Origin of the sequence: Streptomyces sp. NPDC050121, assembly GCF_044460385.1 — a bacterium.
Classification (GTDB): Bacteria; Actinomycetota; Actinomycetes; order Streptomycetales; family Streptomycetaceae; genus Streptomyces; species Streptomyces soliscabiei.
In genome coordinates this window covers 71,201-95,907 of the sequence record NZ_JBITJV010000040.1, presented here as the reverse complement: position 1 = coordinate 95,907, position 24,707 = coordinate 71,201, and the positions used below count along the sequence as shown (strand labels likewise).

The 24,707-nt window shown below is 69.2% G+C and carries 18 protein-coding genes and 1 pseudogene; 8 read left to right on the top strand and 11 right to left on the bottom strand.

The window, feature by feature from the left end:
* Together ACIBTS_RS40145 and ACIBTS_RS40140 are read left to right on the top strand one after the other, a co-directional pair.
* On the top strand, positions 1–314 hold a 314-nt coding region (locus ACIBTS_RS40145; protein WP_399325654.1), incomplete at its 5' end, for a hypothetical protein.
* A 253-nt stretch (positions 315–567) separates the two neighbouring features.
* Complete coding sequence (locus tag ACIBTS_RS40140) at positions 568–7,035, top strand: RHS repeat-associated core domain-containing protein (protein WP_399325652.1); 6,468 nt, start codon at positions 568–570, stop codon at positions 7,033–7,035.
* 1,322 nt (positions 7,036–8,357) lie between these two features.
* Here the strand turns inward: ACIBTS_RS40140 and ACIBTS_RS40135 are convergent.
* Positions 8,358–8,567: a DUF397 domain-containing protein gene (locus ACIBTS_RS40135; RefSeq protein WP_399325650.1), complete on the bottom strand. Its 210-nt coding sequence runs from the start codon at positions 8,565–8,567 to the stop codon at positions 8,358–8,360.
* Positions 8,546–9,394, bottom strand: a complete 849-nt coding sequence (locus tag ACIBTS_RS40130; protein ID WP_399325648.1) for a helix-turn-helix transcriptional regulator — start codon at positions 9,392–9,394, stop codon at positions 8,546–8,548. Before ACIBTS_RS40130 ends, ACIBTS_RS40135 begins: the two co-directional genes overlap by 22 nt.
* Before the next feature lie 303 nt (positions 9,395–9,697).
* Between ACIBTS_RS40130 and ACIBTS_RS40125 the strand changes: the two genes are divergently transcribed.
* Positions 9,698–9,862, top strand: a complete 165-nt coding sequence (locus ACIBTS_RS40125) for a hypothetical protein (RefSeq protein WP_399325645.1) — start codon at positions 9,698–9,700, stop codon at positions 9,860–9,862.
* A gap of 38 nt (positions 9,863–9,900) precedes the next feature.
* Here ACIBTS_RS40125 and ACIBTS_RS40120 read toward each other — a convergent pair whose 3' ends face one another.
* From ACIBTS_RS40120 to deoC, 4 genes are all read right to left on the bottom strand, one after another.
* Positions 9,901–10,155 carry a type II toxin-antitoxin system prevent-host-death family antitoxin gene (locus ACIBTS_RS40120; RefSeq protein WP_399325643.1) on the bottom strand — a complete coding sequence of 85 codons (255 nt, stop codon included), beginning with the start codon at positions 10,153–10,155 and terminating at the stop codon, positions 9,901–9,903.
* Between the two features lie 72 nt (positions 10,156–10,227).
* Positions 10,228–11,136, bottom strand: coding sequence for an aldehyde dehydrogenase family protein (locus ACIBTS_RS40115; RefSeq protein ID WP_399325641.1), 909 nt, complete (start codon positions 11,134–11,136; stop codon positions 10,228–10,230).
* Complete coding sequence (locus tag ACIBTS_RS40110; RefSeq protein ID WP_399325639.1) at positions 11,129–12,565, bottom strand: aldehyde dehydrogenase family protein; 1,437 nt, start codon at positions 12,563–12,565, stop codon at positions 11,129–11,131. The genes ACIBTS_RS40115 and ACIBTS_RS40110 overlap by 8 nt, the downstream gene beginning before the upstream one ends.
* Positions 12,566–12,570: 5 nt before the next feature.
* Positions 12,571–13,530 (bottom strand): deoxyribose-phosphate aldolase, encoded by a 960-nt coding sequence (gene deoC / locus ACIBTS_RS40105; protein WP_399325660.1) that lies wholly within the window; start codon positions 13,528–13,530, stop codon positions 12,571–12,573.
* A 123-nt stretch (positions 13,531–13,653) separates the two neighbouring features.
* Between deoC and ACIBTS_RS40100 the strand changes: the two genes are divergently transcribed.
* The 3 genes and pseudogenes from ACIBTS_RS40100 to ACIBTS_RS40090 form a co-directional block, all read left to right on the top strand.
* The gene (locus ACIBTS_RS40100) at positions 13,654–14,367 is read left to right on the top strand and encodes a PH domain-containing protein (RefSeq protein ID WP_399325638.1); all 714 of its coding nucleotides are present in this window, start codon (positions 13,654–13,656) and stop codon (positions 14,365–14,367) included.
* A 27-nt stretch (positions 14,368–14,394) separates the two neighbouring features.
* A complete protein-coding gene (locus ACIBTS_RS40095) occupies positions 14,395–16,143 on the top strand; it encodes a hypothetical protein (RefSeq protein ID WP_399325636.1) in 1,749 nt (582 codons plus the stop codon).
* Between the two features lie 53 nt (positions 16,144–16,196).
* A pseudogene (locus tag ACIBTS_RS40090) lies at positions 16,197–16,430 on the top strand (ATP-binding cassette domain-containing protein); the annotation flags it as partial.
* 61 nt (positions 16,431–16,491) lie between these two features.
* Here ACIBTS_RS40090 and ACIBTS_RS40085 read toward each other — a convergent pair.
* The 4 genes from ACIBTS_RS40085 to ACIBTS_RS40070 all read right to left on the bottom strand — a co-directional run bounded on the left by ACIBTS_RS40085 (position 16,492) and on the right by ACIBTS_RS40070 (position 19,903).
* Positions 16,492–18,120: a phospho-sugar mutase gene (locus ACIBTS_RS40085; protein WP_399325634.1), complete on the bottom strand. Its 1,629-nt coding sequence runs from the start codon at positions 18,118–18,120 to the stop codon at positions 16,492–16,494.
* A gap of 74 nt (positions 18,121–18,194) precedes the next feature.
* Positions 18,195–19,019 carry a purine-nucleoside phosphorylase gene (locus ACIBTS_RS40080; RefSeq protein ID WP_399325632.1) on the bottom strand — a complete coding sequence of 275 codons (825 nt, stop codon included), beginning with the start codon at positions 19,017–19,019 and terminating at the stop codon, positions 18,195–18,197.
* Positions 19,020–19,123: 104 nt separating this feature from the next.
* Positions 19,124–19,405: a type II toxin-antitoxin system RelE/ParE family toxin gene (locus ACIBTS_RS40075; protein ID WP_399325630.1), complete on the bottom strand. Its 282-nt coding sequence runs from the start codon at positions 19,403–19,405 to the stop codon at positions 19,124–19,126.
* Between the two features lie 51 nt (positions 19,406–19,456).
* Positions 19,457–19,903, bottom strand: a complete 447-nt coding sequence (locus tag ACIBTS_RS40070; RefSeq protein ID WP_319333628.1) for a gamma-glutamylcyclotransferase — start codon at positions 19,901–19,903, stop codon at positions 19,457–19,459.
* A gap of 96 nt (positions 19,904–19,999) precedes the next feature.
* Between ACIBTS_RS40070 and ACIBTS_RS40065 the strand changes: the two genes are divergently transcribed.
* Together ACIBTS_RS40065 and ACIBTS_RS40060 are read left to right on the top strand one after the other, a co-directional pair.
* Positions 20,000–21,448, top strand: coding sequence for an NAD(P)H-quinone dehydrogenase (locus ACIBTS_RS40065; protein WP_079660153.1), 1,449 nt, complete (start codon positions 20,000–20,002; stop codon positions 21,446–21,448).
* 131 nt (positions 21,449–21,579) lie between these two features.
* On the top strand, positions 21,580–22,542 hold the full coding sequence (locus ACIBTS_RS40060) for a DeoR/GlpR family DNA-binding transcription regulator (protein WP_319675267.1): 963 nt from the start codon (positions 21,580–21,582) through the stop codon (positions 22,540–22,542).
* A 325-nt stretch (positions 22,543–22,867) separates the two neighbouring features.
* Here ACIBTS_RS40060 and ACIBTS_RS40055 read toward each other — a convergent pair whose 3' ends face one another.
* Positions 22,868–24,640, bottom strand: a complete 1,773-nt coding sequence (locus tag ACIBTS_RS40055; RefSeq protein ID WP_319675266.1) for a biotin carboxylase N-terminal domain-containing protein — start codon at positions 24,638–24,640, stop codon at positions 22,868–22,870.
* Between the last annotated feature and the right edge of the window lie 67 nt (positions 24,641–24,707).

Genomic DNA, 24,707 nt, shown 5'->3' with positions numbered 1-24,707 from the left:
TCCGAGTAGTCCTTCATCGCCATCGGCGGTCTTCTCGCTTCCTCCGGATCAAGCAGATCCAGTATCAGCGTGTCCACCACTCAGGGGGAGGCTCCCTGCACCTCTACATCGGCACCCTTCCCGTGGATGACGGAAATGGCCAGGCCACCTTCACCGCGGCCCAGCAGGGCAGCGGTGAACTGGCTGTCGGCCGAGGCACCACAGCAGGGACCACCGGGCACTACCTGCCCGGAGCGCTGCAGAAGCTCCGAGTCTGGACCGGAGCTATGTCCTGGGCACAGGTCTTGAATCAGATTCCGGATTCCGGCGTCTAGCGGCTCACAAAAATGGCGGGGTCCGGGCCCAGGACTGCCCGGACCGCCTCCACCAGCACGCGCACACGCATCGACCTGGCCCGCAGGGCGTGCACAAGCCGCCACCCAATTGGGCCGCACACATCAGGGGCAGGGAATGACGAACTTCGGTAGGTCCAGACAAGGCGCATACAGGCGGGATGCCCGGAGGCGATGGTCGCGGCTGGTCGCCGCGGTCGCCGGTTTAGTGATGGTCCCCGGCTGTCTCACGCCCGTGGCGTTCGCCGCCGGTCCGGGACCGCTGGGCGCTCCGGACCTGCAGAAGTTCACGTCGGCCAAGGTCTCGCCGTTCACGGCAAAGGTGAACAAGAAGATCGACGCGGCCATGGAGAAGGCTGCCGTCGCCGACAGGGAAGAGATCGCCCGCGCCAAGAAGGACCGGGCGAAGAACGTCACCTGGCCAACTGCTGGACAGGCCAAGCTCACCCTGCCGGCCACTGGATCCGCGAAGGCAGCCCCAGGTGCGCTCCCACTGATCCTCGCGCGACCCGAATCCAGCAAAGACAAGGGTGAGAAGCAGCGGCCCCTAGCCTCCACCGTTGCCGTCAATGTTCTGAACCAGAAGCAAGCGGCCGCACTTGGTGTCAAGGGCGTCGTACTGACCGTGACCGGGCCCGCTGCCAGCGGCGCGGCCGAACTCGGAATCAACTACTCAGCCTTCGCCTCCGCCTACGGTGGCGACTGGGCCGGCCGACTGCAGGTGTTGCGTCTGCCCACCTGTGCGCTCACCAACCCTTCCGCGGCGCAGTGCCGTACGCGCACCCCGCTCGAGTTCACCAACCACCGCAAGAAGCAGAGCCTCGACACCCAGCTGGCGTTCACCGCTGCAACCAGCAGTGCGGGGCCCGATGCAGCCGCCTCCACCGGCCAGACCATGGTCCTGGCGGTCGCGGCCGGCACAAAGTCCGGCGGCGGCGACTACAAGGCCACCCCCCTCGCCTCCTCCTCCACCTGGGAAGCGGGCGGTTCCTCGGGCACCTTCACCTACTCTTACCCGCTGCGCGTCCCGCCGTCCGCGGCCGGACCCAAGCCGGAGCTGTCCATCTCCTACGATTCGGGCATCGTCGACGGCCGTACCGCGTCCACGAACAATCAGGGCACGGTGATCGGCGAGGGCTTCGACATCACCTCTTCCTACATCGAGCGCAAGTACGGCGTCTGTGACGACGACGGCCAGACCGACAAGTTCGACCTGTGCTGGAAGTACGACAACGCCTCTCTCGTCCTGAACGGCAAGGCCACCGAGCTCGTCAAGGACGACACCAGCGGCACCTGGCGGCTGAAGGACGACGACGCCTCCACCGTCACCGTGGCCACAGGAGCGGACAACGGCGACGACAACGGCGAATACTGGACCATCACCACCGGCGAGGGCACCAAGTACGTCTTCGGCCTGAACAAGCTCGACGGCGCCGGTGCCGCCGACCGCACCAACTCGGTGTGGACCGTTCCGGTCTTCGGTGACGACACCGGCGAGCCCGGCTACGCCGACGGCAGCACCTTTGCCGGCCGGTACAAGGAGAAGCAGGCCTGGCGGTGGAACCTCGACTACGTTGAGGACACCCACGGCAACGCCATGTCCTACTGGTACACCGCCGAGGTCAACCACTACGACATGCTCGGCGACGACACCAACGGCACCGCCTACATCCGCGGCGGCTACCTGAACGAGATCCGCTACGGCCAGCGCTCAGGAGCCCTCTTCTCCGCCACCCCCGCCGCCTCGAACAAGGTCGTCTTCGGCTATGCCGAGCGCTGCGAAACGGACTGCGGGTCCCTGACCGACGCGACCCGCGACAACTGGCCCGACGTACCGTTCGACGCCGAATGCAAGGCCGACCAGAAGTGCACCGGCAACGTCAGTCCCGCCTTCTACACCCGCAAGCGCATGACCGGCATCGCCACCCAGGCCTGGGACGCTACCGCCGCCACCCCCGGCTACGCCTCGGTGGACGCGTGGGCACTGAAGCAGCATTACATCGACCCGGGCGACACCGGCGACTCCACCGACCAGACGCTGTGGCTCGATGAGATCCGGCACACCGGCAAGCGCGGCACGGACCTCACGCTCGACCCGGTCAAGTTCGACCACGAGTCCCGTCCGAACCGGGTCGACGGTGCCACGGACGACATCCTGCCGCTGACCAAGCCCCGTCTGAAAGCCATCACTTCGGAGACCGGCGCGCAGACCACCATCAGCTACCTGCAGGCCGACTGCCTCGCCGGCCAGACCATGCCCAAGGTCGACACCAACACCCGCCGCTGCTACCCGGTGTACTGGTCCCCGAACGGGGAGAAAGACCCGATCCTGGACTGGTTCCACAAGTACCCCGTCGAGGCCGTCTCCACCAATGACACCTACGGCGGCGCAGTGGCCGTCCAGAACACCTACAGCTATGAAGGGGCTGCCTGGCACTACAACGAGGACCCGCTGGTCAAGGAGAAGGAACGCACCTGGTCGGTCTGGCGCGGATTCCAGAAGGTCACCCACCTCACCGGCCAGTCGGGCAGGACCCAGTCCAAGACCGTCACCGTCTACCTGCAGGGTATGAACGGCGACCGCGTCCTCGGCACGGACGGCAAGCTGCCGGATCCGGACGCACGCAAGAGTGTCCAGGTCACGGGTATCAAGGCACCGGCGGTCACTGACGCCGACCAGTACGCCGGCTTCACCCGCGAAGCCGTCACCTACAACGGGACCCAGGAAGTCTCCGGCACAGTCAACGACCCCTGGTCCAAGCGCACCTCGACCCAGCACAAGTCGTACGCCGACACCGAGGCCTATTACGTCCGTACCGGTGCCAGCCACGTGCGTACCAGCGTCACCAGCAGCGGCACCCCGGTCGACCGGGTCCGCTCCACAGTGACCACATACGACGACCACGGCATGGCCGTAAAGGTCCTGGACAAGGGCAACGACGCCGCGCTCGGCGACGAGACCTGCACCCGCACCTGGTACGCCCGCAACGGCACGGCAAGCATTAACAGTCTCGTCTCACGTGTCCGGGTCACCTCCAACGTCCAGCCCACCCCGGTAGCCGACCCCTGCGCCCTTACCGACAACGAACTCGACCTGCCCGGGGATGCCTCCCGCTCCGGTGACGTCATCTCCGACACGGCCACGACGTACGACGCCGCCACCGACTGGACCGAAGCCCAGACGCCGACCAAGGGCGAGGCGCGCTGGACGGGGCGGGCAGCAGGCTACGGAGCGCTGCGCCAGCCGATCTGGCAGAAGGTTTCCACCACCACCTACGACGTCCTTGGCCGTCCCCTGACCGTCAAGGACGCCAACGACACCGCCACCGCCACCACCACCTACACGCCCACCACGGCCGGGCCGCTGACCTCGGTGGCGGTGGAGAACGCCAAGGCCCACAAGACCACCACACTGGTCGACTTCGCCACCGGCGCCACGACGAAGGTCACCGACCCCAACAGCAAGGTCACCGAGTCCACCTATGACGCGCTCGGCCGGGTCAGCAGCGTATGGCTGCCCAACCGCTTGCGGGTGCTGAACGCTCCCGCCAACTACCTCTACACCTACAGCATCACAGCCACCGCGCTGCCGTGGGTGGCCACCGGGACAGCCCGTGGCGATGGTTCCGGCTACAACACCACTTACGAGATCTACGACTCGCTCCTTCGCCCCCGGCAGGTGCAAAAGCCCTCCCCGTCCGGCGGCAGCGTCGTCTCGCAGACCGTCTACGACGAGCGCGGACTCGCGGTGAAGCAGTCGGGCGACATCTGGGCCGACGCCGTCAACCCGTCCGGACAGATGGTCCAGGTCGACGGCGGCCAGGCCCCCATCGAGACTGTGACCACGTACGACGGCGCAGCCCGCCCCATCCGCGCGATCACCCAGAGCCACAACGTCCCGCTCTGGACCACGGACACCACCTACGCTGGCGACACCGTCACCACCAGCGCCCCGGACGGCGGCCAGGCCGTCGCTGTCGTCACCAACGCGCTGGGCCAGACCACCGAGCGCCGTGAGTACGCCAGTCCCCAGCCCAGCGGCGACTTCACCAAGACCGTCCTCACCTACACGCCTGGGGGCCAGCAGAAGACGATCAGCGGCCCCGACCAGACCACCTGGTCCTACGGCTACGACCTGTTCGCCCGTCAGGTAAGCGCGAGCGACCCCGACAAGGGCACCTCCACCTCGGAGTACAACAACCTCGATCAGGCCGTCAGCAGCACCGACTCCCGTCCTGGCAAGAAACTCATATACGAGTACGACATCCTCGGCCGCAAGACCGGCCTGTGGGACGGCACCAAGACGGACACCACCAAGCTCGCCGCCTGGACGTACGACGTCCTCAGGAAGGGCCAGTTGGACACCGCTGTCCGCTACGACGGCGGCCTGACCGGCAAGGCGTACACCAACAAGGTCACCGGCTACAACAACGTCTACCAGATCACCTCAAGCCAGCTGATCCTCCCCGACAGCACCAAGGAACCCCTGGTCGCGGCCGGCGTCCCACAGACCTTGTCCTTCTCCACCAACTACTACCTCGACGGCACCGTCTCCTCGTACAGCAGTCCGGCTGTCGCAGGACTGCCTGCCGATGCCATTGAGAACGGCTACAACTTCACCGGCGTCGGCCTGCAGCAGACCTCTACGGGCCTCCTCCAGGCCGGGTACTACTCACCGCTCGGCGACACGCTCCGCCTCGACCTGGCCACCGACCCCACGTCCACGAAGAAGGCCTACCTCAACTACGCGTACGAGACCGGCACCCGCCGCCTGACCAACTCCTTCGTCACCACCGACATCCACAGCTACCGCCTGCAGGACCTGGCCTTCACACACGACCAGGCAGGCAACGTCACCAAGCTCTTCGACAACACCACCCTCGGCGGCACCGGCAAGGCCGACAACCAGTGCTTCACCTACGACGGCCAGAGCCGACTCACCGAGGTCTGGACCCCGAAGACCGCCGACTGCGCCACCTCCGGCCGCACCACGGCCAACCTCGACGGCGCAGCCCCCTACTGGACCAGCTACACCTACACGGCCTCCGGCCAGCGCAACACCGAAACCCAGCACACCACCACCGGCAACCAGACCACCACCTACACCTACAGCACACCGAACCACGCGCACGCCCTGTCGGCGACCACGGGCGCCAAGGCCGCGACCTACACCTACGACGAAGCCGGCAACACCCAAAGCCGCCCCGGCACCCAGGCCAAGCAAACCCTGACCTGGAACACCGAAGGCAAGCTCGCCACCACGACCGAACCCGCCGCAGGCATCAAGTCCGCCCTCGGCACCAGCTACCTCTACGATGCGTCCGGCGAACTCCTCATCCGCCGTAACACCACCGCGGACGGCGACACGGTCCTGTACGCCGGCGGTACGGAGATCCGCCTCACCACCAAGGGCACCACCAAGAGTCTCACCGGCACCCGCTACTACACCGCCGCCGGCCGGACCATCGCCGTTCGCACCGCCACCGCAGGCGTCACCGGCAGCAAACTCAGCTTCCTCGCCGGCGACAACCACGGCACCTCCAGCCTCGCCCTCGACGCCACCACCTTGGCGTTCACCAAGCGCTACACCACGCCCTTCGGTGCCGACCGAGGCACGCCGCTGTACGGGCCCTGGCCCGACGACAAGGGCTTCCTCGGCAAGACCCGGGACACCACCACCGGCCTGACGCACATCGGCGCACGCGAATACGACCCCGCCATAGGTCAGTTCCTCAGCGTCGACCCGGTCCTGGCTCCGGACGATGCCCAGAGCCTGAACGGTTACAACTACGCGAACAACAACCCTGCCAGCGCGAGCGATCCCAGTGGCCTCAAGCAGATGTTCGACAACAGTGGTGGCGGCGCAGACAGCCAAGGTCAGAAAGCCGGGGTGGGTAAGAGCGGAGGCGGGACTGCCGGCACCAGCGGAAGCGGTGGCCGCACTTGTGATGCGGCCTGCTGGGCAGCAATTGACTGGAAAATGGACCACGCGCCAACCAGTGTGGCTGAACTCCAGGGCATGTGTGGTGTCGACGTGGGCAGCGGCTGCGACCAACAATTCCGGCAGCGTGTTGCCGAGGACTTCAAGCAAATGACCGTCCTCGACGACTATTGGAACTGTACGTTCCATGGCGATGGCGCAGCCTGTGACGTTGCGGGAGCGGCGTTCTCGTCGGGCGGCGCCACCTGGGCTGCCAGTATATTTGTTGCTGCCGGAAATCGCCTGGAGGATGCCCTCGCTGGGCGCCTTGCGACGCGCGCCGCTATTCGTTCGCAAGTGGAGGTGGATGCGCTCGCTGCCAGGGCGGTGATTGAGAGCGCCATCACAAGTGGAGATCTGAGCGCGAAAAGGGCTGGGCTGGGTGGTGTTCTCAAAATTGGAGATGGCGAAGCTGAACTCCTGAAGGCGTTCAGTGGAAAGGATAAGAGCGCGACCGGAAGAAAAGGCTGGGTGCCTGACGTGGGTGCCTCTGGAAATCCTGCCCGCTACAAAGCCACCTCCACTGGGCATAATGCGCGTGATTTCGATACCGAATACAAGATGCTGACTTATGTCGCCAATAAGCTGGGTGGCCCTTCGGATGTCAGTGGCAGTCTCACTCTCTATTCAACCCAGCAGGCTTGCTTTTCATGCACGCCGATAATTGGGCAATTTGCGCGAGACTTCCCGAATGTTCGAATCAATTACACATCTGGCGGTTAGGTGGCGTGTATTGCTGCATGAGAGGGTGAAGTTTTGCGTTGCCTGGGCGCGGCTAGTGGTGCGCCCAGGCAACGCTGCGATATTGTTGGCGGCGAGTCTTTGGCTTAAGGGGGGATTGTAATTCTGATCTTCTGTGAAAAGATGGATGCAGTGATGGAGTATGTCATGCAGAGCAGTGACGAATGGACGCCTGCACATAAGGCGGTGGAGGGTAGTTCGTATGAGGAGCTTGCGATCCTCTTGGACTCTGGTGTGGATCCGAATGAATTGTGCTTTGGGCATACGCTGCTCACTCACGCGATTGACCTAGAAGGTGATGCGCATGTCCAGTCTGGGTACCCCCTGAACGCTGCCGCGACGGCGATTCTGTTGGCTTACGGGGCCGATCCGGAGCTACCGGCTGCCGACGGTGAGACTCCTCTGGAGATTGCAGACTATTACCACCATGAACCTGCGCAACGCTTGCTTCGAAGATTTTCTGATCGGAGGCCTCTGTAAAGGTCACGGTCTCTAATGTGCTGAGTTATTTTGTCCAGAGATTAGCGTGGCGGTCGAGGGAGCTCGTTGTCATGCTCCTAGGCGTAGGGTTGCTGGTGTCGGCGCGCTCTACATCTCCGTCGGACTATCCAGAACCATGCTCGAACGGAAAACTCTCAGCGCAGCTGAGAACGAAATATTCTCTGGGTGATCTGCCTGACGTTTCTTCCTTTCAGTTCTGCGAGAAGGAGGACATGGATGGCTTTGCGGCAAGCATGTCGTTTGTTGCGGATCCGGACGGCAGTGTGGCGTATCTCGGCTCTCTGGGGATGCGTTGGCAGGATTTCCTTCGAGCCTCGCCTGAACTAGTAAGTCGACTTTTTCGCACTCCGGGAGAGGGGTGGAAGCTGAAGGATGGCGAGCCATACCTGACGAATTCGCACTCTCGTGAGTGGAACGGCGAGTGCTTGGTGGCCTATATGGCCTATGTCCCGGAAGGGAAAGCGTGGAAAGGGGAGGTGTTCATTGGTACTGTCAGGAGTGAGAGGGAAGGGCGGCCTGATTCGGTGGTGGGGTCCCGAAGCGGATGCTGCCCCCGGTGAGTGATCAGGGCTGAGGGTTGTGTGCGCACCCGCGGATCGCACCCGCGGAGGTGCCGGTCCTGCTGGAGCGGCTGGCGAGGTGCCCGACTCGCGCAGGATGCGGCGTGGCCTGGTCGCCTTGGGTGAGACGAGCAGGCTGGCAGCAAGTCCGTGGTCGGGCAGGGCGATGCTGAGCGGGTCGCTGGTTTCTGTGTTCCGGATCGGGGCCTGGAACAGCTCCAAGCCCCGATCCGCGTATCCGTTTTACAGGGAGCCGGCCTTGACGCCGTTGACGAAGGGCTGCCAGGCCGCCGCGTCCAGCAGCAGGACACGGCCGGTCGTGTTCTTGCTGTCGCGGACGGGGACTGTGCCGGGGAAGTCGTCGCTGACCTCGACGCAAGCGTCCCCCTGCTGGTTCCCGCTGTACGAGGACTTGCGCCAGCGGGCAGTGCTCAGGTCCGAGGTGACTCGCATGGCTCGTACTTCTCCATCGTCGCTTCAATCAGCGCCGCGGACTCCGTTGGCGGGAGAGCGCTGGCCTTCATCAGATCGTACTCTCGCACGCGCTGCGTGACGGTCTCGCGCTCGTCGATGATCTCGCCGTTCCTGGGGCCCTCCTGGTACACGGTGGTCGAGTTGTCCGGCAGTGTGAGCAGGATGAGAGTGCCATTCATCAGGGTGCACGCGCCCGCTTCGAACGGTACGACCTGGATTGTCGTGTGGCGGGTTTCCACCAGTGGCAGCAAGGCCGCCAGCTGCTCACGCATCACCCCAGGGCCGCCCACGGCTTGCCGGAGAGTTGCTTCGCCGAGAATCCACCAGACGTCGGGCGGGCTGTCACCTCGCAGGAGTTCTTGACGGCCCAGGCGGGCCGCCACCAAGCGGTCCATTTCCCTGGGGCTCATCCCAGGACCACCTTTGATGAACAGAGCGCGCATGTATGCCGACGTCTGGAGCAGCCCGGGGATAACGCTCGCGCCGAACTCCTGAATCCTCGCCGCCCTTGCCTCCAGCTCAAGGCAGTGATCGAACCGCCGAGGCGTGTGCTCCCGCTTCGCCACGCCCCACAGCCCCTGGAACAACTCCCCCGTCCCGAATGCCGCATCCAGCTTCTCCGAGATCGGCGGCAGTGGGAGCCGTTCCCCGGTCTCCACCCCGTGCAGGTGCGTCTTGCTGTAGTTGACGATGTCCGACAGGCGGTCCAACGACAGGCCGGCGCGTTGGCGTTGGCGGCGGAGTTCCACTCCGTACAGGTCGCGGGCGGAGCGGGCGGGATCGAGTTCGCGGGCGGGGTGGGTCATCGCGGGGCTCCTTTGCCGTACGAGCGTGGTCTGCCGTGCCGTTCCTTGTCCCTGGTGGAACATCGACGTCGCATCCACGGTAGGTGCGGAAAGTGACGGGACGGGTGCGAACGGTGAAAGCGTGCAGGTGGGGGCCGTTCCGTATCTCGGCTTGGAACACCGTCACCCTGTTCAACGGCCGCCGCTGACCCCGACGCTGATGCCGTGAACAGTGAGAACGTGCAGCGAGTCGTGCTGGATGAAGCCCGGATCCCCGTTGGTCAACTCGCCCACGACACAAGGCGGGAGAGGTGCGGGGTGGTGATGGATCACCTCGACGGGTTCGTGTGGCTGCGTCCGGTCGGCGGGGGCGTGGAGTGGACGGCGCTCCCTGGTGACGTGCAGCCGCTGCCCAGGGTCCGCGAGCGGGCGGAAATGTGGGCGAAGGTGGCCAGTGCGAACGCCCGCAGCAGGGGCGAGGTTCTGTGACAGGGAGTGGGCTTCGGTGCCGAGGACGGATGTGGGGGTCACTGCTGGTCGAGCCCCAGCCGCCTGCGCACCTCCTCCATGGGGATGCCTGGTTCGAGCGTGCCTTCTGCTTTGCGGCACCGATAGTCGGCGATGGCCAGGGCGTCCTCGTAGTCATGCATGACGTGCGGGGAGATCAGCAGGGCGGCGACGTGGCCCTGGTCGGTCAGGGCGATGACCTCCCGGCCGTAGGCGGCTCGACGGACCAGTTCGTCCAGCTGTGAGCTGGCGGCACTGACGGTGATCTCGACCATGCGCCCATGCTCGCACAGCTGAAAGCCGCGCCACCCCGTACGGAGGGGTGGCGCGGTTTGTGGTCGGGTGCCTCAGTACGACGAGCCCGACGCGCCCAGGGAGCCCGTCGGGTGCCAGACCGTCTTCGTCTCCAGGAAGGCCGTCATCCGCTCCGTTCCCGGAGTCTGCGACCAGTTGTCCACAGGCTGTGGACGGAGAACCCGCTTCAGGTTGTCCGCCGCCGCGATCTCCAGCTCCTTCGCGAGGACGTCGTCCGCGCCCGCGAGGTCGATCGCGTTGACGTCCTGGTGCGCGGCCAGCGGCGCCGCGATCTCCGCCGTACGGCCGGAGAGGACGTTGACGACACCGCCGGGGACGTCGGAGGTGGCCAGGACCTCGGCGAGGGAGAGGGCCGGGAGGGGTGACTTCTCGCTCGCGACCACGACGGCCGTGTTGCCCGTCGCGATCACCGGGGCCAGCACCGAGACCAGGCCCAGGAACGACGACTCCTGGGGGGCCAGAACCGCGACCACGCCCGTCGGCTCGGGGGAGGAGAGGTTGAAGTACGGGCCCGCGACCGGGTTTCCGCCGCCGACCACCTGGGCGATCTTGTCGGTCCAGCCCGCGTACCAGACCCAGCGGTCGATCGCGGCGTCGACGAGTGCCGCGGCCTTGGACTTGGACAGGCCCTCGGCGTCGGCGACCTCGCGGGTGAACTGGTCCCGGCGGCCCTCCAGCATCTCGGCGACGCGGTACAGGACCTGCCCCCGGTTGTACGCCGTGGCGCCCGACCAGCCGCCGAACGCCTTGCGGGCGGCCACCACGGCGTCCCGCGCGTCCTTGCGGCTCGACTGCGGGGCGTTCGCCAGCCAGTTGCCCTTTGCGTCGGTCACCTCGTACACCCGGCCGCTCTCGGAACGCGGGAACTTCCCGCCGACGTACAGCTTGTAGGTCTTGAAGACAGACAGGCGCTGCTCGGTCTTTTCGGTCTTCTCAGACATCGAGGTATGCCTCCAGGCCGTGGCGACCGCCCTCGCGGCCGAAGCCCGACTCCTTGTAGCCGCCGAAGGGCGAGGTCGGGTCGAACTTGTTGAACGTGTTGGACCAGACGACGCCCGCGCGCAGCTTGTTCGCGACCGCGAGAATGCGGGAGCCCTTCTCGGTCCAGACACCCGCCGACAGCCCGTACTGCGTGTTGTTGGCCTTGGCGACCGCCTCGTCGGGCGTACGGAAGGTCAGCACCGACAGCACCGGGCCGAAGATCTCGTCGCGGGCGACGGTGTGCGCCTGGGTGACGTTCGTGAAGAGCGTCGGGGCGAACCAGTAGCCGGAGGCGGGCAGTTCACAGGCCGGGGACCAGCGCTCGGCGCCCTCGGCCTCGCCCTGCTCGACGAGCGAGGTGATCCGGGCGAGCTGCTCCGCGGAGTTGATCGCGCCGATGTCGGTGTTCTTGTCCAGCGGGTCGCCGAGGCGGAGCGTGGACAGGCGGCGCTTCAGCGACTCCAGCAGCTCGTCCTGGATCGACTCCTGGACGAGGAGCCGGCTGCCCGCGCAGCAGACCTGGCCCTGGTTGAAGAAGATGCCGCTGACGATGCCCTCGACGGCCTGGTCGATCGGCGCGTCGTCGAAGACGATGTTCGCGCCCTTGCCGCCCAGTTCGAGCGTGAGCTTCTTGCGGCTGCCCGCGACCGTGCGCGCGATCTCCTTGCCGACGGCCGTCGAGCCGGTGAAGGCGACCTTGTTCACGTCCGGGTGCGCGATCAGCGCCGCGCCCGTGTCGCCGTAGCCGGGCAGGATGTTGACGACGCCCCTGGGCAGGCCCGCCTGGCGGCAGATGTCCGCGAAGAACAGGGCGGACAGGGGGGTCGTCTCGGCGGGCTTGAGGACGACCGTGTTGCCGGTGGCGAGCGCGGGCGCGATCTTCCACGCCAGCATCATCAGGGGGAAGTTCCAGGGGATGACCTGGCCCGCGACGCCCAGCGGCCGCGGGTTCGCCCCGAAGCCGGCGTGGTCCAGCTTGTCGGCCCAGCCCGCGTAGTAGAAGAAGTGCGCGGCGACCAGGGGGAGGTCGACGTCGCGCGTCTCCTTGATGGGCTTGCCGTTGTCCAACGTCTCCAGGACGGCCAGCTCGCGGCTGCGCTCCTGGATGATGCGGGCGATGCGGAAGAGGTACTTCGCGCGCTCGGAGCCCGGCAGCGCGGACCACTTCTCGAAGGCCTTGCGGGCGGCCTTCACCGCGCGGTCGACGTCCGCCTCGCCCGCCTGGGCGATCTCGGACAGGACCTCTTCGGTTGACGGGGAGACGGTCTTGAAGACCTTGCCCTCCGCGGCCTCCACGAACTCGCCGTCGATGAACAGGCCGTAGGAGGGGGCGATGTCGACGACCGAGCGGGACTCGGGCGCCGGTGCGTAATCGAATACCGAAGCCATGGTGATCAGTCCACCGTCACGTAGTCGGGGCCGGAGTAGCGGCCGGTGGCCAGCTTATGGCGCTGCATCAGCAGGTCGTTCAGGAGCGAGGAGGCGCCGAAGCGGAACCAGTGGTTGTCCAGCCAGTCCTCGCCGGCGGTCTCGTTGACCAGGACGAGGAACTTGATGGCGTCCTTGGAGGTGCGGATGCCGCCCGCGGGCTTCACGCCGACCTGGACACCGGTCTGCGCGCGGAAGTCGCGGACCGCTTCCAGCATGAGCAGGGTGTTGGCGGGGGTGGCGTTGACGGCGACCTTGCCGGTGGACGTCTTGATGAAGTCGGCCCCGGCCAGCATGCCGAGCCAGCTCGCCCGCCGGATGTTGTCGTACGTCGACAGCTCGCCCGTCTCGAAGATGACCTTCAGGCGGGCCGCGCCGGAGGCCTCCTTCACGGCGACGATCTCGTCGTACACCTTCATGTACCTGCCCGCGAGGAACGCCCCGCGGTCGATGACCATGTCGATCTCGTCGGCGCCGGCGGCGACCGCGTCACGCACGTCCGCCAGCTTCACGTCGAGGGCGGCGCGGCCGGCCGGGAAGGCGGTGGCGACCGAGGCGACCTTCACGCCCGAGCCCGCGACGGCCTCCTTGGCGACGGCCACCATGTCGGGATAGACGCAGACCGCGGCCGTGGCAGGGGCCGTCCGGTCGGTCGGGTCGGGGCGGACCGCCTTCGCGCCGAGCGCCCGGACCTTGCCCGGGGTGTCCGCGCCTTCCAACGTCGTCAGGTCGACCATCGAGATGGCGAGGTCGATGGCGTACGCCTTGGCGGTCGTCTTGATGGAACGGGTGCCGAGCGCCGCGGCGCGCGCCTCCAGGCCGACCGCGTCGACGCCGGGCAGCCCGTGGAGGAAGCGGCGCAGCGAGCTGTCGGACGTGGTCACGTCCCTGAGGGCATCGGCTGCGGTAGGTGCATTGGTGGGCATGGTCACCAGACGAGCATATCTACGCGCGTAGCGGATGTACATCCCCTGATGCTCGTCGACAGCTCGTCGGTGGTGGGGGGCTCGCGGATGAGCGGGGGCGGGACGTCGGGCACAATCGGGGCCATGACGAGCCCGGAAGACCAGTCACCAGCACCGGGGCCCGCGGGGCCCGAGTTCAAGGACCGCATCTACCGGTCGCCCGCGGGCATCGTCGGTGGAGTGCTGCTGCTGGGTCTGGTCGCCTGGCTCGGTATCGACGCGATCGTCGCGGGCGAGGGACGGACGCCGTGGCTGGCGCTCGCGACGCTGATCCTGGTGGTGCCGCTGACCGTCGCCTTCACGCTGCGGCCCGCCGTGTACGCGGGCCAGGACCGGCTGCGGGTGCGCAATCCGTTCCGGGTGATCGTGCTGCCCTGGGGACAGATCGCCTCGCTGCGGTCCGGCTACTCCAACGAGGTCGTCGACGCCTCGGGGAAGAAGTTCCAGCTGTGGTCCATCCCCGTCTCACTGCGGGCGCGGAAGAAGGCGAACCGGCGCGAGTCCCGGGCGGCGGCGCAGCGGGACGGCGGGAGCGCCGGCCAGGGCGGCCGGGGCGCCGGCGGATCGGGGTTCGGGGGACTCGGCGGCGGGTTGTCGCGCGGGGGCCGTGGTGCGGTGCCCGAGGGGCCCGTGCGCGCCGAGACCGACCGGGTCATGGACGAGCTGCGGGAGCTGTGGCAGGCGCACGAGAAGGAGGAGAGCGCCCAGGGCGAGGTGAGCGTGCGCTGGGCCTGGGAGATCCTGGGCCCGGTGGTGGCGGGAGCCGTCGTGCTGGGGATTCTGCTGGCTGTGGGGTGAGGCAGGGATGGGGGAGTGGGGGAGACGGTGAGTCCGCGTTCTGGCGAGGTTCTGCCCGGTGGGGTTCTGCGGTTGCCGGCCGGGTCGGCGACGCCCGACGGGTGCGTGGCCTGGGACGGTGAGGCGGCGCGGCACTGGACGCGGGCGCTGCCTCCGCGCTGGATTCCGGTGCGGGCGCGGACGTCGGTGTTCGTGGCGCTTCCGGTCGCCGCCGTGGCCGGGGCCGGTCTGCTGGGCGAACAGGGCGCGCTGCCCGGGTGGGGCGCCGCCCTGGTGACCCTGCATCTCGTGTGGCTGGTGCTGCGTCCCGAGGCTGCCGTGGTCGCGGCGCCTGTCGCCGTGGTCGTGATGCTGGTGGCGGGGGACGAGTTGTCCCTGGCCGTGCGGCTGGGGTTCGTGGCCGGGCTGGCGGGCGTCTGGGCGGCCGTCTGCCTGCGGCTGGCGGCGCGACGGCGGCAGCGGGCGGCGGGCCTGGCGGCCGCCGGGGGCGTGACCGCCGGGGCGCCGGAGGGCATGGGCGGGCGATCGCCGCGCGGCACCTTCCTGATGTGGACCGGGCTCGGCACGGTCGCCGCCGGTGGGGTGCTCCATGCCACCGTCGGCCTCTGGGACGGGGCCGGCGACCGGCAGGGGGTACCGGCCGCGGGCTGGTGCCTCGCCGGGGTCGGCCTCACCATGCTGCTCTCCGCGGCCCTGGGCCGCCGCCGGGCCGCCGATCTGCGCCGGGCGCCCGTCCCGGTGCTGCGCGTGCTCGTGCGCGAGAACGCCGACGTCGAGACGGAGGTCTTCGCCGCCGACGACCTCGCCGCCCGGCGGCCCCTGTTCACGGTTTCGACGGCCGTCCTCGGAAGGGCGCCGGGCGGGGGCGTGGACCGGGGCGTGGGCGGGGACAGCCACGGGGAGGGGGGTGGTGACGTTGACGTTGACGGGGGTGACGAGGACGACGCGGAGCTTCGGGAGCTGATCGAGCGGGTCGACGCCGAGCGCGTCGGGCCGCTGCGGGAGGCCGTGCTGTACGGGGCGCCCTACGACGGTGCCGAGGTCGTGTTCCTCGCCGCCGCGGCGAAGGCCGGACGACCGCCCGTGGTGGAGACGTCCCTGGGGCCGGTGCGGCCGATGACCGAGGCCTCCTTCCGGCGGTGGGCGAGCGGCGAGCGGGCGAAGGTGGCCCGGGAGGCCCGTCTGGAGGAGCGGCACGAGGCCGCTGCCGCCTTCGCCGCCGCTGTCGTCGCCGACCGGGGCGGCCTGGAGACTGCCGTGAGGGTACGGCGGTGGCGGGCCGGGTGGGCGGACTGGTTCGCCGTGGTGCTGGTGGTGCTGTTCCTCGCGTTCTACCGGGACGACGCCGGGTGGTGGCGTGACGTCTTCGGCCTCTGCCTGACCCTGGTCGCCGCCCTGATGGGGCCGCGGCGGCTCCTGTGGCGGATCACCGCCGACCGTGCGGGCCTGTGGTTCAACGATCTGCGCGGGACCCGGCACCTGGCCTGGGAGGACATCAGGGCCGTCGAGTGCGAGGGCGTGCGGCTGCGGATACGCGGCAGGCAGGCCTCGTTCGAGGAGTGGCGGGTGGCCTCGCCCCGCTGGCGGTGGCTGGAGCGCAGGCTCGGCGTGCTGCACCCGTACGAACGGACGGCCGCCGAGATCACCGCGATGTGGCGGGACCCGGCGATACGGCCCGTCGGTGAGGCCGACGAGCGGCAGCGCGGGCGGGCGCTGTGGCCGCTGGGGGGCGTCATCGGAGCGCTGGGTGTGGCGGCGGTGTTCCTCCTGCCGTGAGGGTTGCCGGCTCTCCTGGCGTGAGGACTGTCAAGGCCGGCCGGGACAGCAAGGACGCTCTCGTCGAGGAGTGCCTCACCAAGGCGGGCCTGTGGAAGGAGGTCCGCGACCGTCTGCGCCGGCCCGGCGGCGCGCTCTCCGGCGGCCGGCAGCAGCGCCTGCGCATCGCGCGCTCGCCGGCGGTCCGCCCCCGGGTCCGGCTCATGGACGAGCCGTGCTCGGTCCTGGACCCCACCTCGACCCGCCGCATCGAGGAGACGATCCACGAGTTCTCCGAGGGGGAAACGACCTCGCGTGCATAAGTCATTGCCCGGAGGCGCCGACGGGAATTGTCGCTGCGACCCGCCGTCAGATGCCGGCCGCCGCCGAAAGGTCCCGCTTGATCGCCGAGAGGAGCCCTGCGGCGGTGGTGCGGGCAGCCGCAAGACCGTCGTGGTCGGCCACCGGGACCACGACCTCCAGGTAGCACTTCAGCTTCGGCTCCGTACCGCTCGGGCGGACGACGACCCGCGCGCCGTCGAGCGTGTAGCGCAGCCCGTCGGTGGGCGGCAGCCGGTCCGTGCCCTGGGTGAGGTCCTCGGCGCGGGTGATGGCGAGGCCCGCGAGGGAGGTCGGGGGCTGCTCCCGCAGGCGGTGCATGGCGTCGGCGATGACCGACAGGTCCTGCACCCGCACCGACAGCTGGTCGGTGGCGTGCAGGCCGTGCTCCACGGCGAGGTCGTCGAGCAGGTCGAGGAGGGTGCGGCCCTCCTCCTTGAGCTCCGAGGCGAGCTCGGTGATGAGCAGGGCCGCGGTGATGCCGTCCTTGTCGCGCACGCCCTCGGGGTCCACGCAGTAGCCGAGGGCCTCCTCGTAGCCGTAGCGCAGGCCGTCGACGCGGGCGATCCACTTGAAGCCGGTGAGGGTCTCCTCGTAGGGCAGGCCCGCCTTCTCGGCGATCCGGCCGAGGAGGGAGGACGAGACGATCGACTCGGCGAACGTGCCGCGCGCCCCGCGCCGCACGAGGTGCGCGGCGAGCAGCGAGCCGACCTCGTCGCCGCGCAGCATCCGCCAGTCGCCGCCGGCGGGGACGGCCACGGCGCAGCGGTCGGCGTCCGGGTCGTTGGCGATGACCAGGTCGGGTGCGCTCGCGCGGGCCGCCGCGAACGCGAGGTCCATCGCGCCGGGCTCTTCCGGGTTGGGGAAGGCGACGGTCGGGAAGTCCGGGTCGGGTTCGGCCTGTTCGGCGACGAGGACCGGCTCCGGGAAGCCCGCCCGGGCGAAGGCGGCGAGCAGGACGTCCTTGCCGACGCCGTGCATCGCCGTGTAGACCGTGCGGGCCGTACGGGGGGAGTCCGCGGCGAGGACGGCGTCCGTGCGGGCCAGGTAGGCGTCGAGGACGGCGTCGTCGAGGACATGCCAGCCGGCCCGCGGACGGGGAACGTCCTTCAGGGCGGTGATCGCGTCGATCTCGGCCGCGATCCCGGAGTCGGCGGGCGGCACGATCTGTGAACCGTCGCCCAGGTACACCTTGTAGCCGTTGTCGCGGGGCGGGTTGTGGCTGGCGGTGACCTCGACCCCGGCGACCGCGCCGAGGTGTCTTATCGCGTACGCCAGGACGGGGGTGGGCAGCGGGCGGGGCAGTACGGCCGCCCGGAAGCCCGCGCCCGTCATCACCGCGGCGGTGTCCCGGGCGAAGTCCTCCGACTTGTGGCGGGCGTCGTAGCCGATGACGACGACTCCGCCGGCCTGGCCGCTCTTCTTCAGGTACGCGGCGAGACCGGCGGCGGCGCGGATGACGACCGAGCGGTTCATACGCATGGGCCCGGCGCCCAGTTCGCCCCGCAGGCCCGCGGTGCCGAACTGGAGGGTGCCGCTGAAACGGTCGGCGAGCTCGGTGAGGGCCTCGGCCTCGATGAGCCCGGCGAGCTCGTCACGGGTCTGCGGGTCGGGGTCCTCGGCGAGCCAGGCGGTGGCGCGGGCGATGACGTCGTGCACGGTGGGGTCAACCTCTCGTGTGCCTATTCGACTTACCGAGTGGGGCGCGGGTTACCGAGTGGGTGTGGGCGGGCCTACAGGCGGCCGAGGACCTGGGCCAGCAGGGAGCCCATCCGTGTGGCGCTGTCCCGCCCGGCCTGGAGGACCTCCTCGTGGTTCAGCGGCTCGCCGGTCATGCCCGCGGCGAGGTTGGTCACCAGGGAGATGCCGAGCACCTCCGCGCCCGCCTCGCGCGCCGCGATGGCTTCCAGCACCGTGGACATGCCCACCAGGTCCGCGCCGATCACACGCGCCATGCGGATCTCGGCCGGAGTCTCGTAGTGCGGGCCGGGGAACTGGGCGTAGACGCCCTCCTCCAGCGTGTCGTCGATCTCCTTGCACAGGGCGCGCAGCCGCGGCGAGTACAGGTCGGTGAGGTCGACGAAGTTCGCGCCCACGATCGGCGACGTCGCCGTCAGGTTGATGTGGTCGCTGATCAGCACGGGCTGCCCCGGGCGCATGCCCTCGCGCAGACCGCCGCAGCCGTTGGTCAGCACGATGGTCTTGCAGCCGGCCGCCACCGCCGTACGGACACCGTGCGCGACGGCGGCGACGCCGCGGCCCTCGTAGTAGTGGGTGCGGCCCAGGAAGACCAGCGCCCGCTTCTCGCCGATGCCGTACGAGCGGACCTTGCCGCCGTGGCCCTCGACCGCGGGCGGCGGGAAGCCAGGCAGCTCGGTGACCTGGAACTCGGCGTCGGGAGCGCCGAGGGCGTCCACGGCCGGCGCCCAGCCGGAGCCCATCACGAGGGCGACGTCGTGGGTCTCGGCGCCGGTCAGTTCGCGCAGGCGCGCGGCCGCGGCGTCGGCGGCGGCGTGGGGGTCGCCCTGGATGTCGTCCGGGAGAAGAGATGCGTTCACGCGACAGAGGGTATCCGGTTTCCGCCTACGCGCGTAGATGAGAAAGCGAACGGGATGGCGATCGTTGCCTTGTCGTTTCCAACGAGGGTGCCCGAGCCGGGCGGTCACTCGTCCGTGATCAGGATGTCCTTGTCATTGAAAACCTCGACGATGAAGATCAGGAGACGGCCGCGGCTGACCGTGTACTCGACGAGGATGTTCTGGGTCAGGCGGATCGTGCGGTCGTCGCCGGTGGACCCTATGGGCCTCGACACCGAAAGGAACGGGTCGCGAGCCAGTAGGGCGATGCCCTTGTCGAAAGCGCTGCGCTGCTGATCGTCGAGTCGGTCGCGAGCCTCGGCGGCCTGCACCGTGTAGTAGACGTCGTACGTGCTGGGGCCTGCCATGGGATCTCCCGTTGGGTGCGCAGATTCTCCGAGTTTAGAAGGCGACCGCCTTCAGCAGGGCCTCTTCCGCAGCTCCATCACGTAATCGTGTGGCGCCCCGGCCGATTCGGCCGCATCCGCGATCTCACCCAGGTACCGCGCCGACGGCAGTCCGCCCTCGTAGCCGTTGAGGACGTACATCCACGCGGACTCCTCGCCCTCCAGCGTGTGCACCCGTACCCGGGCGCGCCGGTAGATGCCGAGGCCGACGCCCTCCCAGCGGTCCAGGGACTCCTCGTCCATGGGGGCGATGTCGTACAGCGCGACGAAGACCTGCGCGCCGGGGTCCGCGGTGTCCTCGACGACCGTCGCGAGCGCGCCCTCCCAGCCCAGCTGCTCGCCGCCGAACGTCAGCCGCCAGCCGCTCAGCCAGCCGGTGGCACGCATCGGCGAGTGGGGAGCGCGGCGGGTCATCAGCCGCGCGTCGAGGTTGCCGGCGTACGCGGCGTAGAGCGACATGCAAGGAGAGTACGGCAGTGGGCGCACGCGTCACTCTCATCACAATGGCGACCCTGGCGGCCCCCGGGGCAGTGCCCGCGCCGTCTGTGCGGGACAATGGAGTACGTGACTCGGATCGTGATCATCGGTGGCGGACCCGGCGGCTATGAAGCGGCGCTGGTGGCCGCGCAGCTCGGCGCGGAGGTGACCGTCGTCGACTGCGACGGTCTGGGCGGAGCGTCGGTGCTGACCGACTGTGTGCCGTCGAAGACCTTGATCGCCACGGCCGAGGTGATGACCACCTTCGACTCTTCGTACGAGGAGCTGGGGATCATCGTCGCCGACGACACCCCGCCGCTGGAGCAGGCGGCCCGGGTCGTCGGCGTGGACCTCGGCAAGGTCAACCGACGGGTGAAGCGCCTCGCGCTCGCCCAGTCGCACGACATCACCGCCTCCGTCACCCGCGCCGGCGCCCGGGTGCTGCGCGGCCGGGGCCGCCTGGAGGGCATGCAGGCCCTGGACGGCTCCCGCAAGGTCGTCGTCACCGCCGCCGACGGCACCGAGGAGACCCTCACCGCCGACGCCGTCCTGCTCGCCACCGGCGCCCACCCCCGCGAGCTGCCGGACGCCCAGCCCGACGGCGAGCGCATCCTGAACTGGACCCAGGTCTACGACCTCGCCGAGCTCCCCGAGGAGCTCATCGTGGTCGGCTCCGGTGTCACCGGCGCCGAGTTCGCCGGCGCCTACCAGGCCCTCGGCTCCAAGGTCACCCTCGTGTCGTCGCGCGACCGCGTGCTGCCCGGCGAGGACCCGGACGCCGCCGCCGTCCTGGAGGACGTCTTCCGCCGCCGCGGCATGAACGTCATGGCCCGCTCCCGCGCCGAGTCCGCCAAGCGGGTCGGCGACCGCGTCGAGGTCACCCTCTCCGACGGCCGGGTCATCAGCGGCTCGCACTGCCTCATGGCGGTCGGCGCCATCCCCAACAGCGAGGGTCTCGGGCTGGAGGAGGCGGGCGTCAAGGTCCGCGAGTCCGGGCACATCTGGACCGACAAGGTCAGCCGCACCACCGCCCCGGGCGTCTACGCCGCCGGCGACGTGACCGGGATCTTCGCCCTGGCCTCCGTCGCCGCCATGCAGGGCCGGATCGCCATGTACCACTTCCTCGGCGACGCGGTGGCCCCGCTCAACCTCAAGACGGTCTCCTCCAACGTCTTCACCGACCCCGAGATCGCCACCGTCGGCTACAGCCAGGCCGACGTCGACGGCGGCAAGATCGACGCCCGCGTCGTCAAGCTGCCGCTGCTGCGCAACCCGCGCGCCAAGATGCAGGGCATCCGCGACGGCTTCGTCAAGATCTTCTGCCGGCCCGGCACCGGCATCGTCGTCGGCGGTGTGGTCGTGGCGCCGCGCGCCTCGGAACTCATTCACCCCATCTCGATCGCCGTCGACAACAATCTGACGGTCGAACAGATCGCGAACGCGTTCACCGTGTACCCGTCTCTTTCCGGGTCGATCGCGGAGGTCGCCCGACAGCTGCACACGCGAAAAGCGGCGGGCGAGGCCTGATACCGGACATGCGGACGGCATAGACGTCGGAACCGGGCCCTATACCACCTCCCGTCCCCCTGTGCGAACAACTTCTACTATTCGGCGCAAAGAGCTGAAAGCAGACGGTCGTCCGCGTTACTGTCAGTTTCGTGTTCGCTGCAGAACGTCGTCAATTGATCCTCGAAATGGTGCGAGCGAACGGGGCCGTGTCGCTCCGTGAACTCGCCCGCGTCGTCCAGACCTCCGAAGTGACCGTACGGCGGGACGTGCGCGCGCTGGAGGCAGAAGGACTCCTCGACCGCCGACACGGCGGTGCGGTATTGCCGGGCGGTTTCACGCGGGAGTCCGGCTTTCCGCAGAAATCCCATCTCGCGACCGCCGAAAAGACCGCCATTGCGGACCTTGCCGCGGGCTTCGTCGAAGAGGGCGAGGCCATCGTGGTGGGGGCGGGTACCACCACCCAGGAGCTGGCCCGCAGGCTCGCCCGTGTGCCCGGCCTGACGGTCGTCACCAACTCCCTCCTCGTGGCCCAGGCGCTGGCCCATGCCAACCGGGTCGAGGTCGTGATGACCGGCGGGACCCTGCGAGGCTCCAACTACGCACTGGTGGGCTCGGGCGCCGAGCAGTCCCTGCAGGGGCTGCGGGTGTCCAGGGCCTTCCTCTCCGGGAGCGGCCTCACCGCCGAGCGCGGGCTGTCCACGTCCAACATGCTGTCGGCGTCCGTGGACCGGGCGCTGGTGCAGGCGGCCGCCGAGGTCGTCGTCCTCGCCGACCACACCAAGCTCGGCACCGACACCATGTTCCAGACCGTGCCCACGGACCTCATCACCCGCCTGGTCACCGACGAGCCGCCACCGCACGACGACCGCGCCGGCACCGAACTGCAGGCCCTGGCGGACCAGGGAGTGCAGATCGCCGTGGCCGGGGCGTCGGGAAGCCAGGGGGGTGATGCGGTCTCCGCGCGTCACCAGCAGCAGCGTCGGGACGTGCCGCTGCCGGCTCCGCGCCGGGGGCAGGTCCCGGGCGCGGCCACCCTGCGGGCGACCGCCGCCTTGGGGGACGCGGCCCCCGGCGCGGAGCGCGCCAGGGTCGCGGATCTGCGCCGCCGTTGACGCCGCGAGGTGTCGGGCGCCGCGGTGAGAGCCTGTGTCATACCCCCGGCCGGGCGCGCGACGCCTGGCACGCCCCCCCCAGAGGGGGCACCCCCACCCCCAGAGGGGGCACCCCCACCCCCAGAGGGGGCACCCCCACCCCCAGAGGGGGACCCCCAGCCGCGTTGCCGAAACGCCCACGTGACTCCTCCCCCACTCTCGACTGCGCTCGAGCGGGGGGACCCCCATGACGCCGCGCGCTGATCCGACCGGGGATATGACACAGGCTCTGAAAGCGGTGAGGCGCCCGGCTGAGCGGGCGCCTCGGAGGGATTGACCGGGGGGATCAGTCCTTGATCTCGCAGATCGACGCACCCGATGTGACGGACGCGCCGACCTCTGCCGCGAGGCCCTTGATGGTGCCGGAGCGGTGCGCGTTCAGCGGCTGCTCCATCTTCATCGCTTCGAGGACGACGACCAGGTCGCCCTCCTTGACCTCCTGGCCCTCCTCGACGGCCACCTTCACGATGGTGCCCTGCATCGGGGAGGCGAGGGTGTCGCCGGAGGCGACGGGGCCGGACTTCTTGGCCGCACGGCGCTTGGGCTTGGCGCCCGCCGCCAGACCCGTGCGGGCCAGGCTCATGCCCAGCGAGGACGGCAGGGAGACCTCCAGCCGCTTGCCGCCGACCTCGACGACGATCGTCTCGCGGTCCGTCTCGTCCTCGGCCTCGGTGTCGGCCGGGGCCGCGAACGCGGGGATCTCGTTGACGAACTCGGTCTCGATCCAGCGGGTGTGCACCGTGAACGGCTCGGCGGAGCCGGTGAGTTCGGGCGCGAACGCGGGGTCGGTGACGACCGCACGGTGGAACGGGATCGCCGTGGCCATGCCCTCGACCTGGAACTCCGCCAGCGCGCGGGCGGCCCGCTGGAGCGCCTGCTCGCGGGTCGCGCCGGTGACGATCAGCTTGGCGAGCAGCGAGTCCCACGCCGGGCCGATGACCGAGCCCGACTCCACGCCCGCGTCCAGACGCACGCCGGGACCGGACGGCGGGGCGAACGTGGTGACCGTGCCGGGGGCCGGCAGGAAGCCGCGCCCCGGGTCCTCACCGTTGATGCGGAACTCGAAGGAATGCCCGCGCAGCTCCGGGTCGCCGTAGCCGAGCTCCTCGCCGTCGGCGATGCGGAACATCTCGCGGACGAGGTCGATGCCGGAGACCTCCTCGGTGACCGGGTGCTCGACCTGGAGGCGGGTGTTGACCTCCAGGAAGGAGATCGTGCCGTCGACGCCGACCAGGAACTCGACGGTCCCGGCGCCGACGTAGCCGGCCTCCTTCAGGATGGCCTTCGAGGACGAGTACAGCTCGGCCGTCTGCGCCTCGGAGAGGAACGGCGCGGGGGCCTCCTCGACCAGCTTCTGGTGGCGGCGCTGGAGGGAGCAGTCACGGGTGGAGACCACGACCACGTTGCCGTGGGTGTCGGCCAGGCACTGCGTCTCCACGTGGCGGGGCTTGTCGAGGTAGCGCTCGACGAAGCACTCGCCCCGGCCGAACGCGGCGACCGCCTCGCGGACCGCGGAGTCGTACAGCTCGGGGACCTCTTCGAGGGTGCGGGCGACCTTCAGACCGCGGCCGCCACCGCCGAAGGCGGCCTTGATCGCGATCGGCAGCCCGTGCTCCTCGGCGAAGGCGACGACCTCGTCGGCCCCGGACACCGGGTCGGGCGTGCCGGCGACCAGGGGCGCGCCGGCACGCTGGGCGATGTGCCGGGCGGCGACCTTGTCGCCGAGGTCGCGGATGGCCTGCGGGGGCGGGCCGATCCAGATCAGCTCCGCGTCCAGGACGGCCTGGGCGAAGTCGGCGTTCTCCGACAGGAAGCCGTAGCCGGGGTGGACGGCGTCGGCGCCGGACTCCTTCGCCGCTTTCAGCACCTTCTCGATGTCGAGATAACTGGTCCCAGGAGTGTCACCGCCCAGGGCGAACGCCTCATCCGCAGCGCGGACATGCAGAGCGTCCCGGTCCGGGTCGGCGTACACGGCCACGCTCGCGATGCCGGCATCCCGGCACGCCCGGGCCACGCGGACTGCGATTTCGCCACGGTTGGCGATGAGCACCTTGCGCACGATTGAGGCTCCCTCCTTGAAACAAGCCGAGTTTAGGGACTGCCGACACGGCTCATCGACCCGTCCC